This window comes from Pantoea sp. y20, from assembly GCF_054903455.1.
The window spans coordinates 3,496,661-3,512,402 of record NZ_CM142816.1; the positions used below are offsets into that span (position 1 = coordinate 3,496,661).

General features: G+C 55.2%; 14 protein-coding genes and 1 tRNA gene. 3 read left to right on the forward strand and 12 right to left on the reverse strand.

Annotated features, from left to right (window positions below; genetic code table 11):
* The first annotated feature begins 1 nt into the window (after position 1).
* Entirely contained in the window at positions 2–493 is a 492-nt protein-coding gene (locus tag ACYAC5_RS16185) for an Hcp family type VI secretion system effector (protein WP_192412097.1), read from the forward strand.
* 131 nt (positions 494–624) lie between these two features.
* Here the strand turns inward: ACYAC5_RS16185 and ACYAC5_RS16190 are convergent.
* A tRNA-Phe gene (locus tag ACYAC5_RS16190) sits at positions 625–700 on the reverse strand.
* Between the two features lie 193 nt (positions 701–893).
* Between ACYAC5_RS16190 and ACYAC5_RS16195 the strand changes: the two genes are divergently transcribed.
* On the forward strand, positions 894–2,216 hold the full coding sequence (locus tag ACYAC5_RS16195) for a methyl-accepting chemotaxis protein (protein WP_110867273.1): 1,323 nt from the start codon (positions 894–896) through the stop codon (positions 2,214–2,216).
* Between the two features lie 74 nt (positions 2,217–2,290).
* Here ACYAC5_RS16195 and mrdA read toward each other — a convergent pair whose 3' ends face one another.
* From mrdA to ACYAC5_RS16250, 11 genes are all read right to left on the reverse strand, one after another.
* Complete coding sequence (gene mrdA, locus ACYAC5_RS16200) at positions 2,291–4,165, reverse strand: penicillin-binding protein 2 (RefSeq protein ID WP_192412098.1); 1,875 nt, start codon at positions 4,163–4,165, stop codon at positions 2,291–2,293.
* A 206-nt stretch (positions 4,166–4,371) separates the two neighbouring features.
* Complete coding sequence (deoD, locus tag ACYAC5_RS16205) at positions 4,372–5,085, reverse strand: purine-nucleoside phosphorylase (RefSeq protein WP_008103284.1); 714 nt, start codon at positions 5,083–5,085, stop codon at positions 4,372–4,374.
* Positions 5,086–5,118: 33 nt separating this feature from the next.
* The gene (gene deoB / locus ACYAC5_RS16210; protein ID WP_101761829.1) at positions 5,119–6,342 is read right to left on the reverse strand and encodes a phosphopentomutase; all 1,224 of its coding nucleotides are present in this window, start codon (positions 6,340–6,342) and stop codon (positions 5,119–5,121) included.
* Between the two features lie 94 nt (positions 6,343–6,436).
* The gene (gene deoA / locus ACYAC5_RS16215; protein WP_192412099.1) at positions 6,437–7,759 is read right to left on the reverse strand and encodes a thymidine phosphorylase; all 1,323 of its coding nucleotides are present in this window, start codon (positions 7,757–7,759) and stop codon (positions 6,437–6,439) included.
* Between the two features lie 64 nt (positions 7,760–7,823).
* On the reverse strand, positions 7,824–8,603 hold the full coding sequence (gene deoC, locus ACYAC5_RS16220; RefSeq protein ID WP_192412100.1) for a deoxyribose-phosphate aldolase: 780 nt from the start codon (positions 8,601–8,603) through the stop codon (positions 7,824–7,826).
* A 291-nt stretch (positions 8,604–8,894) separates the two neighbouring features.
* Positions 8,895–9,674, reverse strand: a complete 780-nt coding sequence (locus ACYAC5_RS16225; protein ID WP_192412101.1) for a TatD family hydrolase — start codon at positions 9,672–9,674, stop codon at positions 8,895–8,897.
* Positions 9,671–10,723, reverse strand: coding sequence for a patatin-like phospholipase family protein (locus ACYAC5_RS16230; RefSeq protein WP_110867276.1), 1,053 nt, complete (start codon positions 10,721–10,723; stop codon positions 9,671–9,673). Before ACYAC5_RS16230 ends, ACYAC5_RS16225 begins: the two co-directional genes overlap by 4 nt.
* Before the next feature lie 179 nt (positions 10,724–10,902).
* Positions 10,903–11,064 carry a DUF1328 domain-containing protein gene (locus ACYAC5_RS16235; RefSeq protein WP_007893192.1) on the reverse strand — a complete coding sequence of 54 codons (162 nt, stop codon included), beginning with the start codon at positions 11,062–11,064 and terminating at the stop codon, positions 10,903–10,905.
* A gap of 93 nt (positions 11,065–11,157) precedes the next feature.
* Positions 11,158–11,772: a molecular chaperone OsmY gene (osmY, locus tag ACYAC5_RS16240; RefSeq protein ID WP_101761824.1), complete on the reverse strand. Its 615-nt coding sequence runs from the start codon at positions 11,770–11,772 to the stop codon at positions 11,158–11,160.
* 261 nt (positions 11,773–12,033) lie between these two features.
* The gene (prfC, locus tag ACYAC5_RS16245) at positions 12,034–13,623 is read right to left on the reverse strand and encodes a peptide chain release factor 3 (RefSeq protein WP_192412102.1); all 1,590 of its coding nucleotides are present in this window, start codon (positions 13,621–13,623) and stop codon (positions 12,034–12,036) included.
* Between the two features lie 238 nt (positions 13,624–13,861).
* Positions 13,862–14,965 carry an amidohydrolase gene (locus tag ACYAC5_RS16250; protein ID WP_192236319.1) on the reverse strand — a complete coding sequence of 368 codons (1,104 nt, stop codon included), beginning with the start codon at positions 14,963–14,965 and terminating at the stop codon, positions 13,862–13,864.
* A 238-nt stretch (positions 14,966–15,203) separates the two neighbouring features.
* Between ACYAC5_RS16250 and ftnA the strand changes: the two genes are divergently transcribed.
* A complete protein-coding gene (ftnA, locus tag ACYAC5_RS16255; protein ID WP_101761821.1) occupies positions 15,204–15,710 on the forward strand; it encodes a non-heme ferritin in 507 nt (168 codons plus the stop codon).
* Positions 15,711–15,742 lie beyond the last annotated feature (32 nt).

The following is a 15,742-nucleotide window of genomic DNA, read 5'->3' on the forward strand; positions in this document are numbered from 1 at the left end:
AATGCCAATCCCTCCGTATATGTGGCTTAAAGATGATGGTGGCGCAGATATTCGAGGATCTGTCGATGTTCACGACCGTGAAGGCAGCATTGAAATTATCGGCATGACCCACGGCATCAACCTGCCAGTGGACGGATCTAACGGTAGGATCACCGGTACGCGCCAGCATTCATCAATGATGATTGAGAAAGAAGTGGATAGCTCCACGCCTTATCTGTACAAGGCAGCAGCCACCGGGCAGACGCTAAAAAGCGCTGAACTTCGCTTCTATAACATTAGCGATGCTGGCCAGGAGGTTTGCTATTACATAGTGCTGATGGAATACGTGAAAGTCACCGGCGTTAACTGCGGCGTGGCAAATGTGAAGCTTGCAGGCAATGACAAACTAAACCATACGGAAAGCGTCAGTTTGCAGTATGAAAAAATCACGTGGCGAATTGTGGATGGCAACATCCAGTACACCGATGCTTGGAACGAGCGTCCAACCGCTTAGAACAACCTTTCCTGCTTTTGAGATACTGAGACTCAAGCACCGCATCGAGCCGTAATCGTCGCAAGGTTGTATGAAGAGTGATGAAACCCAGAAAAGCAAAAACCCAGCCATAAGCTGGGTTTTCAGAATGTTGGTGCCCGGACGCGGAATCGAACCACGGACACGGGGATTTTCAATCCCCTGCTCTACCGACTGAGCTATCCGGGCAACGGGGCGCATTAAACCCTACTCGCGCGGCACCGTCAAACGCTTTTCGGCAAAAATCAGCTGACTGATGCCTTTTACAGCAACCTTCAGACCAACCGGTAAAAATTCATTCGCCTATCGCTGGTATAGGTGAATTTTTAGTCGCTTGTGCCGATAACCTTGCTGACAACCGATACCAATAATAAGGTCCACCATGTTCAGCACTATTACATCAGGAATACTGTCACGCCTTGCGTGGCAAAAACGCGGTCACAGCAAGGCAACGCTCAGTTCATTACAAGATGCCATCGCCATGGTCGAATTCACCCCAGAAGGTAAGATCCTTACCGCCAATGAGCTGTTTCTCGAGCGCATGGGTTACACGCTCAAAGAGATTGTTGGTCAGCATCACAGCATGTTCTGCACCGCCGATATGCTCAACTCACCGCAATACCGCGACTTCTGGCGACGCCTGAATCGCGGCGAAGGCTTCAGCGATAAATTCCTGCGCGTGGCAAAACACAGCCGTCCTATCTGGCTGGAGGCGAATTACGTGCCGGTGCAGGATCGCAGCGGCCGCGTGATTAAAATCGTCAAGCTGGCGAGCGATATCACCGCGCGCATCATGGATGCGCAAGAGCAGCGCGCCATGACCACTGCGATTGAGCGTTCGATGGCGGTGATTGCCTTCAATCTCAAGGGCGAAGTGTTGATGACCAACGACAACTTCCTGAAAACCATGGGCTATAACGCGTCAGAAGTGATCGGCGTGCATCACAGCCAGTTCTGCCCGCCGGAGATGCGCAACAGCGACGAATATCGCCGCTTCTGGCACAAGCTGAATCAGGGCGAATTTATCTCCGGCCAGTTCCAGCGCGTGAATAAGCGCGGCCAAACGGTGTGGCTGCGCGCCACTTACAACCCGGTGTTTAACGAAACCGGCGAGCTGTACAAAGTGGTGAAGTTCGCTACCGATGTCACCGCGCAGGTGGAGAAGAATCAGCAAGAGCGCGACGCGGCGCAGCAGGCGTATCAAACCGCGCTGCAAACCAGCGAAAGCACGCGCCTTGGCGCCACGGTGATTGAGAACAGCGTGCAGACCATGAATGATTTGGCGGGCGAGCTGCACGGCATTTCTGGTGATATCAACGATCTGAGTCAGTCGTCGGATCGCATTGGCGCCATTGTTGAGAGTATTCGCCGGATTGCCGATCAAACCAACCTGCTGGCGCTGAACGCCGCGGTGGAAGCGGCGCGTGCCGGTCAGCATGGTCGCAGCTTTGCCGTGGTGGCCAATGAAGTGCGCACGCTGGCTGCCAACATCAACCGCGCCACCACCGAAATTGAGAACATGGTGCAGCAGAACCATACGCTGGCGGAGAAAGCGCTGAAAGGTATCGCCTCCAACCTGAAACGCGCCGATCAGGGCGTGGGGTTGGCGAAAGAAGCTGGCGGCATGATGGCGGATATTCGTGACAGTTCCAGCGAAGTGGTGCGCGCGATTGGGCATGTTACCGCGACATTGCGAGAGGAGTGATGCGTTGCAGGTCGCAATGCACCGCGACCCCACAAACCAGGCGGCATGACAATAACCTGCCAAGGCCGCATGGTTTAGTGCGCCGCCGTCGCCACCGGCGGCGGTGTGGCTTCCGGCATAAAAATGTGGTCGAGAATATTGCGCATCAGCGGCGCCGCCGTGACGCCTTCGTTGCCGCCGTTTTCCAGTATCAACGCCACCGCCACTTTGGGATCGTTAAACGGCGCAAACGCGGTGTAGAAGATGTGGTCGCGCAGGCGCATCGGCGTCATTTTGGCGTTATACACCTGATTCTGTTTCAGACTGAATACCTGCGAGGTGCCGGATTTCGCCGCAATGCCGTACGGCGCGGTGTGAAAGTATTTGTAGCCGGTGCCGTTCGGCGCATTCGCCATACCGAACATGGCGTGGCGCACCAGCGACCAATACGGCGATTTAGCATCGCCAATCTGCGGCTGCGGTAGTTTTGCCTGGTAGAGCTGCACCTCCTTGCCGCGTTGTGATTTCTCCAGCAGATGGGGATTGATCACACGCCCGTTGTTGATAAGCGCCACCATCGCTTTCACCATCTGAATCGGCGTCGCCACCCAATAACCTTGCCCAATGCCCACTGAAACGGTATCGCCCTGATACCACACGTGTTTGTGCACCTTCTGCTTCCATTCGCGGCTCGGCAGCAATCCAGCGTACTCTTCGTTAAGATCGATGCCGGTCGATTTGCCGTAGCCAAACTGGCTCAGCATGGTGTGGATGCGATCAATGCCCATCATAAACGCCACCTGATAGAAGAAGCTGTCCGCCGACTCTTCGATGGCTTTAGTGACGTCCAGCATGCCGTGACCGGTTTTTTTCCAGTCGCGATATTTACGATCGGTGCCCGGCAGCGTCCAGGTCGGCGCGCCAAATAGGGTAAAGCTCGGCGTGATGACTTTGGTCAGCAGCGCCGACATCGCCATATAAGGCTTCACGGTGGACGCCGGTGGATACAAGCCTTGCGTAACGCGGTTGATCAGCGGCAGGTCTTTATCCTGCAGCAGGGCTTTATAGGCTTTGTAGCTGATGCCTTTGACGAACGGATTGGGATCGTAGCTCGGCGCGGAAACCATCGCTAACACGCTGCCGTCGTGCGGATCTTCAATCAGCGCCGCCGCACGTTGCCCGGCTAGCTGGCTCTCGACGTACTGCTGCAGATGCAGATCGAGCGTCAGCGTGATGTTCTGACCGGCCACCGGCGGCACCTCTTTTAGCACGCGCACGATGCGGCCGTGGTTATCCACTTCCACTTCCTGATAGCCGGTTTTGCCGTGCAGCAGCGATTCATAATAGCCTTCAATGCCCTGCTTACCGATGTTGTGGTCAGCCGCGTAGTTCTCGCCAACGCCTTCTGCGTTCAGGCGTTTGTAGTCGTTATCGTTGATTTTCGAAACATAGCCAAGTACGTGCGCCAGGTCGGCACCGTAAGGATATTCACGGTCCTGATAGGTATCGACGGTGACGCCGCTAAAGCGGAATTGATTGACGGCGAAGCGCGCGACTTCTTCGTCAGTCAGTTCCGCTTTCAGTTCAACCGGCTTGTAGCGGCTGTTCTGTTTGAGTTCATGCTCGAAGGTTTCAATCTCTTCCGGCGTAAGATCGACAATCGGCGTCAGCTCTTTCAGCGTTTCCTGCATATTGTCGATTTTGTACGGTGTGATGTGAATGTCATACCAGCTGACGTTGCGCACCAGCGGAATGCCGTTGCGATCGAAGATCAATCCACGCGTGGGCGCGATGGGGATCATTTTGATGTCGTTTTCGTTGGAACGCGTCTGGTAATAGCTGTGCTGATCGACCTGCAGGCGATACAGGTTGATGCCTAAAATGGTAAAGCAGATGACAACCAGGGCAAAAGCGACAATCGCACGGCGGGCAAACAGCTTTTCTTCTGCTTCGAAATTACGGAAATTCATCAGGTGGGCTTAATCTCTTTGTTATCACGCTAATGATAAGCAGAGATTGTTTCAGAGCCAGCACGAAGATGCACAAGCCTGGGTAAAAGTGTGTCAGATGTTTACGGGATGGTGCCCTCACCCCGGGGAGAGGGAGACGCTGCCATATGTGAGCTCGATCAATCCCCTCTCCCGCGTGCGGGAGAGGGTTAGGGTGAGGGAAAAAATCAATCGCCCAGCAGCACTGACTCCAGCGCGATCTTAATCATATCGTTGAAGGTGGTCTGACGCTCAGCCGCCGTGGTCTGCTCGTGGGTGCGGATGTGGTCCGACACGGTACAGATGGTCAGCGCTTTCGCACCAAACTCTGCTGCCACGCCGTAAATACCCGCCGCTTCCATCTCCACACCCAGAATGCCGTACTTCTCCATCACGTCGAACATCTGCGGATCTGGCGTATAGAACAGATCGGCGGAGAAGATGTTACCCACGCGCGCATCAACGCCCAGCGCTTTCGCGGCATCAACGGCGTTACGCACCATGTCGAAGTCAGCAATCGCCGCGAAGTCGTGATCCTTGAAGCGCATGCGGTTCACTTTGGAATCGGTGCAGGCACCCATACCAATCACCACGTCACGCAGTTTCACGTCTGCGCGCACTGCGCCGCAAGAACCAACACGGATAATCTTCTTCACGCCGAAATCGGTGATCAGCTCTTTGGTGTAGATCGAGCAGGATGGAATGCCCATGCCGTGACCCATCACCGAAATCTTGCGGCCTTTATAAGTCCCGGTGTAACCCAGCATGCCGCGCACGTTGTTCACTTCCACCACATCTTCGAGGAAGGTTTCCGCAATGTGCTTTGCGCGCAGCGGATCGCCTGGCATCAGCACGACGTCCGCGAAATCACCCATTTCTGCATTAATATGAGGCGTTGCCATGGTTATTTTCCTTATTAAATTTGGGGCGCTGTTTTACAGCATGCTCTTGCCGTAGTCCATGCTGGACAGGCCAAAATATTTTGCGATGGTCTGGCCGATATCCGCGAAGGTATCGCGGTATCCCAGCGATCCTGGCTTCACATTCGGGCCGTAGATCAGAATCGGAATGTGCTCACGCGTGTGCTCGGTGCCTTTCCAGCTTGGATCGCAGCCGTGATCGGCGGTGAGGATCAGAATGTCGCCCTCTTTCACCAATTCCATCAGCTCTGGCAAACGACGATCGAACAACTCCAGTCCGCCCGCATAACCGGCGATATCGCGACGATGTCCCCACGTTGAGTCAAAATCAACGAAGTTAGTGAACACAATCGAAGTATCTGGCGCTTTCTTCATCTGCTCGATGGTAGCGTTGAACAGCGCGTCTAAGCCGGTGGCTTTGACTTTCTGCGTGATGCCCTGCTCGGCGTAGATATCGGCAATTTTACCCACCGAAATCACTTCACCGCCCTTCTCATCAACCAGTTTTTTCAGCATGGTCGCTGAAGGCGGCTCCACCGCCAGATCATGACGGTTGCCGGTACGCTCGAAGTTACCCGCTTTGTCGCCCACGAACGGACGCGCAATCACGCGACCGATGTTGTAGCCACCATTGGTCAGCTCCTCACGGGCGATTTCACACAGTTCGTACAGACGGTCAAGGCCAAAGGTCTCTTCATGGCAGGCAATCTGGAAAACCGAATCCGCCGAGGTGTAGAAAATCGGCTTGCCGGTTTTCATGTGCTCTTCGCCGAGCTGGTCGAGGATCACCGTGCCCGATGAGTGACAATTACCGAGATATCCCGGTAGATCGGCACGTTTCACCAGAGTATCCAGCAGCGCCTGCGGGAAGCTGTTCTCTTTATCGCTGAAGTAGCCCCAATCAAACAGCACCGGCACGCCAGCGATTTCCCAGTGGCCCGACGGCGTATCTTTACCGGACGACAATTCGCTGGCGTAAGCATACGCCCCGATGATTTCCGCGTTGGGATCGAGGCCTGGCGGGAAACGACCGGTAGAGAGCTCAGCCGCTTTGCCGAGGCCCAGTTTGGTCAGGTTAGGTAAGTGCAGCGGGCCTTCGCGACCTTCATTGGCGCGGCCTTCGAAACAGGCTTCGGCGATATGGCCGAGCGTGTCCGATCCTTCATCACCGAATTTATCGGCGTCTTTGCTGGAGCCGATCCCGAAGGAGTCGAGAACCATAATAAAAGCACGTTTCATGCAAGTCTCCTGCGCAATGCGCGATGACAAGTCAAAAAAAAGCGATCAGATCAGTATACCCGAACGGCCGCTGCCTGGCACGAAGAAGCGCCAGTTATTCGCTAATGCGACGATAAACTACCGGCGTGATCGCTGGCGCAGTGTCGCTCAGCGTGATGGCTGCTTTAACGGCGGCGGCGGCCTGCTGCCACTGCGCTTCCGACGCGGCGTGGATAATTGCCAGCGGACGCTGTGGGTCAACTTGCGTGCCGAGCGTGGTCACGTCGCTCAAGCCCACGCTGTAATCAATGCTGTCGCTGGCGCGCTGGCGGCCCCCGCCGAGCGCAACCACCGCCATGCCGAGCGCACGCGTATCCATCGCGCTGACGATACCCGCGCCATCGGCGTATACCGCTTTGCTCAGGGTTGGCGCTGGCAGATAGCTGTCCATGCGCTCGATGAAATCCACCGGACCTTTTTGCGCCGCCACCATGCGGGCAAACACTTCAGCGGCTTTGCCGTTATCCAGCACCTGCTGCAGCTTTTGGCGCGCATCGGCGTCATTCTCAGCCAGTTTGCCGGAGACCAGCATTTCCGCGCACAGCGCCATCGTCACTTCCAGCAGGCGCGGATTGCGCGCCTCGCCGGTCAGGAACTGCACCGCTTCACGCACTTCCAGCGCATTACCGGCGGTGGAAGCCAGCACCTGATTCATGTCGGTGAGCAGCGCGGTGGTTTTACAACCTGCGCCATTGGCGACGCCAACAATCGCCTGCGCCAGATTTTCTGAGGCTTCGAAGGTCGGCATAAAGGCGCCGGAGCCCACTTTCACGTCCATCACCAGCGCATCCAATCCTTCCGCCAGTTTTTTGGCGAGGATCGATGCGGTGATCAGCGGAATGGAGTCCACGGTGGCGGTGATATCGCGCGTGGCGTAGAAACGTTTGTCGGCCGGCGCCAGCGAGTTGGTCTGGCCAATGATCGCGATGCCGACGTCTTTAATGATCTGGCGGAAACGATCGTCGCTCGGGAAGATATCAAAGCCCGGAATCGCTTCAAGTTTATCCAGCGTACCGCCAGTGTGGCCAAGGCCGCGCCCGGAGATCATCGGCACATAACCGCCGCACGCCGCTACCATTGGGCCGAGCATCAGCGAAGTGACATCGCCAACGCCGCCGGTGGAGTGTTTATCAACAATCGGGCCGTTGAGATTCAGCGATTTCCAGTTCAGCACCGTGCCGGAGTCGCGCATCGCCATAGTCAGCGCCACGCGCTCGTCGAGCGTCATATCATGGAAATAGATGGTCATCGCCAATGCGGCAATTTGACCTTCCGAAACGCTGTTGTCGCGCACGCCGTTGATGAAGAAGCGAATCTCAGCTTCACTCAGCGCCTGGCCGTCGCGTTTTTTACGAATAATTTCTTGTGGCAGGAACACAATGGCCTCCCGGAATAAAAAAGAGGTCACCATAAATGGCGACCCTACAAAGAATGATGTGAACTTAATAACCGGCTTTGCTGGTCGCGGTTTCGTGGCCCAGCGTATTCAGCAGGCTTGCCAGCAGGCTGGAGGCACCGAAGCGGAAATGACGCGCATCCGCCCAGCCTTCACCCAGAATGTCGTCCGCCAGTTGCAGATAGAGCGCCGCGTCTTCCGCAGTGCGCACGCCGCCCGCCGGTTTGAAACCAACCTGCTGCTTCACGCCTTTGTCGCGGATCACTTGCATCATGATCGCCGCCACTTCTGGCGTCGCGTTGACCGGCACTTTACCGGTGGAGGTTTTGATGAAATCGGCACCCGCATCGATAGCGATTTCCGAAGCGGCACGAATCAGCGCTTCGTCTTTCAGCTCGCCGCTTTCGATGATCACTTTCAGCAGCACGTTCGCCGCCGCGCAGGCTTCTTTACAGGCTTTCACCAGCTCGAAACCGATATCACGGTTACCGGCTATCAGCGCACGATACGGGAACACCACATCCACTTCGTCAGCGCCGTAGGCGATGGCCGCGCGAGTTTCGGCCAGCGCGATCTCAACGTCATCGTTGCCGTGCGGGAAGTTGGTGACGGTGGCGATGCGGATTTCCGGCGTGCCCTGCTCGCGCAGCGCTTTACGCGCTGCCGGGATGAAACGCGGATAGATGCAGATGGCAGCGGTGTTACCGGCTGGGGATTTCGCCTGACGGCACAGCGCGATCACCTTCTCGTCGGTGTCGTCTTCGTTCAGGGTGGTTAAATCCATCAGTTGCAATGCGCGCTGTGCTGCTGCTTTCAGGTCGGTCATGATGCTCTCCAAAATTCAGATCGGCGGGCACAACCCACCGGGGAATGTGATAATTCTAACAACTACCGTGACAATGAATTGCGCTTCACGTCACACGAAAAAGAAAACCTGTCATTTAAATACAATCATTTAGTGATGATTATCACAAATAATTGCTAACCAAGCGGGAATGCGCCGTGATGGCCATTGTTATTATTATCACAAAAATGGACGCAAAAGTGTACTCTCAGCTTTATCAATGTAGCTAATCAGGCGTAAGGCAGCGTAAATGCAGAATCTGTCGGGTGAGAATCAGGCAGGCAAGGCGAACAGCTGCTGGCTGTTATGCCACAGCGCATCGGCGATCGCTTCAGGGGATTCGCTGCGTAACTGACACAGCACGTCAAACACGTTGCGCGCCCGCTCCGGACGATTGGGCTGGCCCTGAAAACCGTGCAGCGGCATATCGGGCGCGTCGGTTTCCAGTAATAACGCCTTGAGCGGCAGGTTGGCGATGGTGTTGCGGGTTTTACTGGCGCGTTCATAGGTGATGGTGCCGCCAACGCCAATGGCATAGCCAAGCTGAATAAAGCGCTCCGCCTGCTGCTGGCTGCCCGCAAAACCGTGAACCACGCCGCGACGCGGCAGATCGTGACGACGTAAATGCAGCGCTAATTGATCGTGGGTGCGGCGCGAGTGCAGAATCACTGGCAGATCATACTGCTTCGCCAGCTTGAGCTGCTTATCGAGCAGCCGCGTCTGTTTGGCAAATTGCGCATCGTCCATATAGAGATCGAGGCCGATCTCGCCGATCGCCACACGCTTGCTATCCGGCTTTTTCAGCCAGCGCGCTAATTCATCAAGGTGCGCATCTTCCTGATGCTCAGCAATATTGATTGGATGCAGGCCCAGCGCGGCATACAGCGCCGGATGCTGCTGAGCCAGTTGCGTCACAAGCGCGAAACGGCTGGCATCCACGCTCGGTACAATGATGCGTTCCACCCCGGCCTGCGCAGCGCGTGCAATGCTGGCGTGCGCATCATCAACGAACGGCGGAAAATCGAAGTGGCAATGCGTGTCGATAAACTTCATGCCAGCGAACCTTTATCAAAATCGGCATCGTTTTCCGCCAGCGCGGGCGTAATCAGTGGGCGATTGTCGGGCGCATTCGCCACCGCTGCCGGCGGCGTAACCGTGGTTGAACGCACCAGCGGCTCAGCATCACTCAACCATTGACCAAGCGTGGCGAGGAAATAGCGCCCGCTGCGTCGGCCTAAATGGTAATCCTGATTCAGCGATGACAAGCGGCTGCCAAGCGCCATGCTCGCCAGCGGTTTCGGCGGACAGATTTCGATGATGCGCAGATTATCCGGCGGCTGCTCGATGAACTGCTGAATCTCGCGATAGCTCTCTTCATGCTGATGCAGGATGTTGATCATCGGCTGCAATGCGCTGTCGGACAAAAAGCGCTCCATGCGTTTAAACCACTTCGGCGTGTAGGACACCTGCGACGGCACGGTGCGGATCACCACAATGGTATCCGCGCCACGGCGCGCAGCTTCTCGTACCGGAATGGCATCACTGATGCCGCCGTCAAGATAGCTCACGCCATCCATCTGCACGCCGCTGCGGTAAAAACCGGGGATCGCGCTGGACGCTTTTAGGATGTCGTGCCAGTTGGTGCTGATCGGGTTGAAGTACTCGGCGCGGTAATCATCGCTGCGGCAGGCGCACATATAGAATTCGCTGCCTTTGGCAAACAGCCCTTCGGCGGTGTTGAGCGCCAGCGGGAATTCCTGTTTGGTAATATCGATCAGCCAATCGAGATCGATAAGGTGCCCGCCGCGCACGAATCGTAGCGGATCAAAGAACAGTTTGCTGGTGGTGTAACGGGAGATCACGCGTCGCGCGTAGCCAGGCTGGCCACAGACAAATGCCGACAGGTTTTGCGCCCCGGCCGAGGTGCCGAGTAACAGTTGAAAAGGATTGAAGCCTGCGCGTTGAAATTCGTCCAGCACGCCTGCGGTAAAGATGCCGCGCTGACCGCCGCCTTCGCACACCAAGGCAATTTTATTTGATTTGAAAGGAGTTAAAGCCAGCGGTTCGAATGAACCTAATGTCAACGGTATACGTGTGCCCAATGGATGTCCCTCAGTGTTGCTTGCTCTGAGGGAGTCGCCGAAGCAGCATCCCAGAGAACCAGTCATTGTCGTTCCCTGACCAATTGCTTCTGCAATCGTTGCGGATTCGTAGTATGCCGCACAAGACCGGTCTCCGCTTTAGGTGACTCGCGGGTTAGCGTCTATTGAGACGCAAGTAGTCAGGGTCGTTTGCGCCCGGTAAACAGGCTCACGAGGAACAGAATAATACCGACAATGAAGACAATTTTAGCTGCCCATGCTGCCGTACCCGCCAGACCGCCGAAACCTAATGCCGCAGCAATCAGAGCGATGACCAGAAAGATAATACCCCAACGAAACATAAGCCTCTCCTTTACCATTGTGAAAATCGAACTGCTTATTTACACCTTTGTTTTTATTACGAAACGGCACCTGCTGGTGCCGAGTCGCTCGCGTTAAGATTTCACCTTCAGGTCATTCTTCACGCTTTTCACGCCTTCAATGGCTTTGGCGATCTTCTCAGCACGATCGGACTGTGCCTGATTCGCCACTTCCCCTGATAACTGCACCACGCCGTCGGTGGTTTCCACCTTAACGTTGCGTGATGGCACGATATCATCTGCTAAAAGCTTAGCTTTAATTTCGCTGGTGGTTGCGGTATCGCCCGCATAACCTTTCAGAGAAGCATTTTTGCTGTCTTTAACGTGTAGTTTGTCGCTGACGGATTTAACACCTTCGACTTTCTGCACCAGCGCGACGGCTTTTTCAGCCTGATCCTGAGAAGCCACGAAGCCGCTCAGTGTCACCACGCCATCGTGCGTTTTGACGGAGATATCCGTGCTTTTAATTGCGTCATCATCCACCAGCGCCGCTTTGGCTTTAGCCGTGATGCCGCTGTCATCCATATAACCATCGACTTTTTTCATAGAGCTATCGATCTTCGCACCCGCGCTGTCGGAGGTTTGCTGTGCTTTCTGCGACAGTGATTCATCTGCAAATGCCGCACCGCTCAGCAGAGCAGAACCAGCCAGGGCAGCAATCAGGGTTTTAGCAATCTTAGTCTTATTCATCGATATCATCCTTCTATCAGTTAACTCATCCGTTATCGCGGATGCGCCAGCAACGAACGGCGTTGCTGAGTTACTGGACGTAATGAAACCCGAAAGGTCTCTTTTCTCGTCCGACAGGATAATAGTAGTAGGGATTACAGCTTTTGCTGGCTCTTGTGGTTGATATATCGCCAAAAAGAGAAAAAAACAGCGGAATTAGGAGGAGTCTGTAACAAACAAAACAGGGCCAGTGAAAATCACAGGCCCTGCTGGTAGCGGCGATTAGTGCTCGCGCGTTTTGCGGAATCTCACGTCAGGATAGCGTTCCTGAGTGATGTTGAGGTTCACCATGGTTGGCGCGATATACGTGAGGTTATCACCGCCATCAAGCGCCAGGTTCACTTCGTTTTTGCGCTGGAAATCGTCGAATTTCTTCGCATCATCACACTCAACCCAGCGAGCGGTTGAGACATTGATGGCTTCGTAGATCGCTTCAACGTTATATTCGCTTTTCAGGCGCGCCACCACCACTTCGAACTGCAGCACACCGACCGCGCCCACGATCAAATCGTTGTTGTGCACCGGACGGAACACCTGCACCGCGCCCTCTTCCGACAGCTGAACCAGCCCTTTCAGCAGCTGTTTCTGCTTCAGCGGATCGCGCAGACGGATACGGCGGAACAGCTCTGGCGCGAAGTTCGGAATGCCGGTGAACTTCATGTTTTCACCCTGCGTAAAGGTGTCGCCAATCTGAATGGTGCCGTGGTTGTGCAGACCAATGATGTCGCCCGGATAGGCTTCTTCTACGTGCGAACGGTCGCCGGCCATAAAGGTCAGTGCATCGGAAATCACCACATCTTTACCGGTACGCACCTGACGCAGCTTCATGCCTTTTTCGTACTTGCCGGATACCACACGCATAAAGGCGACGCGGTCGCGGTGCTTCGGGTCCATGTTTGCCTGGATCTTAAACACGAAGCCGCTAAATTTCTCTTCCTTTGCTTCCACCAAACGCGCGTCGGTGTTGCGCGGCATTGGACGCGGCGCCCAGCTAACCAGGCCATCCAGCATATGATCAACGCCGAAGTTACCCAGCGCGGTGCCGAAGAACACCGGCGTGATTTTGCCACTCAGGAACAGCTCCTGATCGAACTCGTGCGAAGCGCCCTGCACCAGCTCCAGCTCATCGCGCAGCTGCTGTGCCAGATCTTCGCCTACTGCGGCATCCAGTTCTGGATTCGCCAGCCCCTTAACAATGCGCACTTCCTGAATGGTGTGGCCCTTACCGGTTTGATACAGGTAAGTTTCGTCGTTGTAGAGGTGATAAACCCCTTTGAACAACTTGCCGCAGCCAATCGGCCAGGTAATAGGTGCGCAGGCGATTTTCAGCTCACTCTCCACTTCATCCAGCAGCTCCATGGGATCGCGGATGTCACGGTCGAGTTTGTTCATAAAGGTGATGATTGGCGTATCGCGCAGGCGCGTGACTTCCATCAGCTTGCGGGTGCGATCTTCAACACCTTTCGCGGCGTCGATCACCATCAAACAGCAGTCAACCGCCGTCAGCGTACGGTAAGTATCTTCAGAGAAGTCTTCGTGTCCTGGCGTATCCAGCAGGTTCACGAGGCTGTCGCGATACGGGAACTGCATCACCGAGGTGGTAATGGATATACCACGTTGTTTCTCCATCTCCATCCAGTCCGATTTCGCATGCTGGTTGGAGCCGCGGCCTTTGACGGTACCGGCGGTTTGAATCGCCTGTCCGAACAGCAGCACTTTTTCGGTGATTGTGGTTTTACCGGCGTCCGGATGCGAGATGATCGCAAAGGTACGGCGGCGCGCCACTTCTTCTAAAAAGGAGGCATTAGACATTGAGTGAATTCTTCTTCAAGGGCAACACGCGGACAGCGCGCTGCGAATAAATCGTTTCGAGGTCATTCCGCAGGATAACGCGGCCAATGGCGACGCAGTGGCGTCGGTTCACAGCAAGAGGTGTGCGATCTACATTGGCGGCAGTCCTGAATCCCGTCAGCATTGAGGCGGCATAGCATACAATATTTCGCAGAAAGGGGGAATCGGTGCCCTAATAGCCCTCACCCTGACCCTCTAATCACCCCAACACCCGCACCACTGCCGCCTTGAAGATCTTCACGCCAATCTCCAGCGAGCTCAGCTCAAAGCGCATCTCAGGATGATGTAAACCCGGCACCAGATTGGTTCCCAATCCCCAGAAACCGGCTTTAACCTGCGGGTTTTTCACCGGGTAATAGAAGAAATCTTCGCTGCCCGGCGTGGTTTTGGTATCCAGCAAACCGGCTTCGCCCAGCACGTCGATAATCGCCGCGCGAATCACCGCCGTGGCTTCCTCATGAATTTCTGCCGCCGGCATCTCTTTTAGCACCACCACGTCCGCTGTAGCACCCAGCGCCGCCACGCTGTGCTGAATCGCCAGCGTGACTTTCTCTTTCAGCACCGCCATTGGCGCGTTTTCCTGCGAACGCAGATCCCACACCACGCGCGCCTCATCCGGCACCGAGTTGGTCACGCCCGCATCGCACAGAAAGCGTGTAGCTTTCACGCTCCAGGTCAAACCCGGCGGCAGATGGATGGCGTTGACGGCCTGTACCGCTTGCACCGCCGCATCCAGCGCGTTGACGCCCAAATGCGGACGCGCCGCATGCGCCGGTGCACCTTTGATGGTGGCTTCCAGCGTGCTGCAGGCAGAGTAAATCACCGCTGGCGTCGCCTGTCCCACATGACACTCTTCCAGCGGACGCACATGGAAGCCGAGAATCATCTCCACATCCTCCAGCGCGCCGCCCTCAATCATCGCCAGCGCACCCGCACCGAGCTCTTCCGCCGGCTGGAACAGCAGCTTGAGCCGCCCTTTCTTGATCGCGCCCTCTTTCATCAGCTCTTGCGCTGCCGTCAGCACCACCGACGAATGGCCATCGTGGCCGCAGGTGTGACGCGCACAGGCTACGCCATCAATGATATGGCCGAGCGCATCCATATCCGCACGCAGCGCCAGCACCGGACCGGGCACGCCGCTGTCGATTTCCGCCACCATGCCGGTGGTGTTATTGATGCCGCGCGTCACCTTAATTCCGGCGCTCTCCAGCTGATCGGCAATATAAGCAGAGGTCTTGAATTCCTGAAAACCCAGTTCGGGAATTTCATGCAGAAAATGGTAATGCTCTAAGACGTTCGACACCGCTAAGCTCCTGACAAGTAAAGGCAAGCCTCAGCATCGCCCGATGCGCAGCTATAATCAATCCAGCGTGAATGAAAATTAGTCAAAAATGAGAACTCCTCGCATTCAACATGTGGAATAATTCCATTTACAATCAATAAGATAAATTCAACCTTTTTGCGAAAAACCCTTCACAAAAAAGTATAGATTGATGCATAATTCGCCGTACTTCACCTGACAAATTAAAAAGGACTCAGCCATGTTAACTGCTGAAATGACCTCGCGTTTAAACGACCAACTGAACCTCGAATTCTTCTCTGCCAACCTCTATCTGCAGATGAGTGCCTGGTGCAGCGATAAAGGCTATGAAGGTGCCGCTTCATTCCTGAAAATGCATTCTCGCGAAGAGATGCAGCACATGCAGAAGCTGTTCGATTACGTCAGCGATGCCGGCGCTTTGCCGGTACTGGGCAGCATTGCGGCGCCAGCGATTAGCTGGACTTCACTGAACGACGTGCTGGAAGAAGCGCTGAAGCATGAGCAGCTGATTACCAAAAAAATCAACGAGCTGGTGCACACCGCCTTAACCACCCAGGATTACTCAACCTTCAACTTCCTGCAGTGGTACGTTGCCGAGCAGCATGAAGAAGAGAAGCTGTTCAAAACCGTGCTGGATAAACTGGCGATGGTCGGCAACAAAGGCGAAGGCCTGTTCCTGGTGGACAAAGATCTCGGCCACATGTCCGTCGACGGCCACGGCGCATAATAATAAAGATTACACACAGCAAAAATTGAGAA

Bases quoted from the DNA above. Each gene is read 5' to 3' on its own strand.
- ftnA (WP_101761821.1), top strand. From the start codon at position 15,204: ATGTTAACTGCTGAAATGACCTCGCGTTTAAACGACCAACTGAACCTC.
- ACYAC5_RS16185 (WP_192412097.1), top strand. From the start codon at position 2: ATGCCAATCCCTCCGTATATGTGGCTTAAAGATGATGGTGGCGCAGAT.
- deoB (WP_101761829.1), bottom strand. From the start codon at position 6,342: ATGAAACGTGCTTTTATTATGGTTCTCGACTCCTTCGGGATCGGCTCC.
- deoD (WP_008103284.1), bottom strand. From the start codon at position 5,085: ATGGCAACGCCTCATATTAATGCAGAAATGGGTGATTTCGCGGACGTC.
- deoC (WP_192412100.1), bottom strand. From the start codon at position 8,603: ATGACCGACCTGAAAGCAGCAGCACAGCGCGCATTGCAACTGATGGAT.
- prfC (WP_192412102.1), bottom strand. From the start codon at position 13,623: ATGTCTAATGCCTCCTTTTTAGAAGAAGTGGCGCGCCGCCGTACCTTT.
- ACYAC5_RS16235 (WP_007893192.1), bottom strand. From the start codon at position 11,064: ATGTTTCGTTGGGGTATTATCTTTCTGGTCATCGCTCTGATTGCTGCG.
- ACYAC5_RS16225 (WP_192412101.1), bottom strand. From the start codon at position 9,674: ATGAAGTTTATCGACACGCATTGCCACTTCGATTTTCCGCCGTTCGTT.
- ACYAC5_RS16195 (WP_110867273.1), top strand. From the start codon at position 894: ATGTTCAGCACTATTACATCAGGAATACTGTCACGCCTTGCGTGGCAA.
- osmY (WP_101761824.1), bottom strand. From the start codon at position 11,772: ATGAATAAGACTAAGATTGCTAAAACCCTGATTGCTGCCCTGGCTGGT.
- mrdA (WP_192412098.1), bottom strand. From the start codon at position 4,165: ATGAATTTCCGTAATTTCGAAGCAGAAGAAAAGCTGTTTGCCCGCCGT.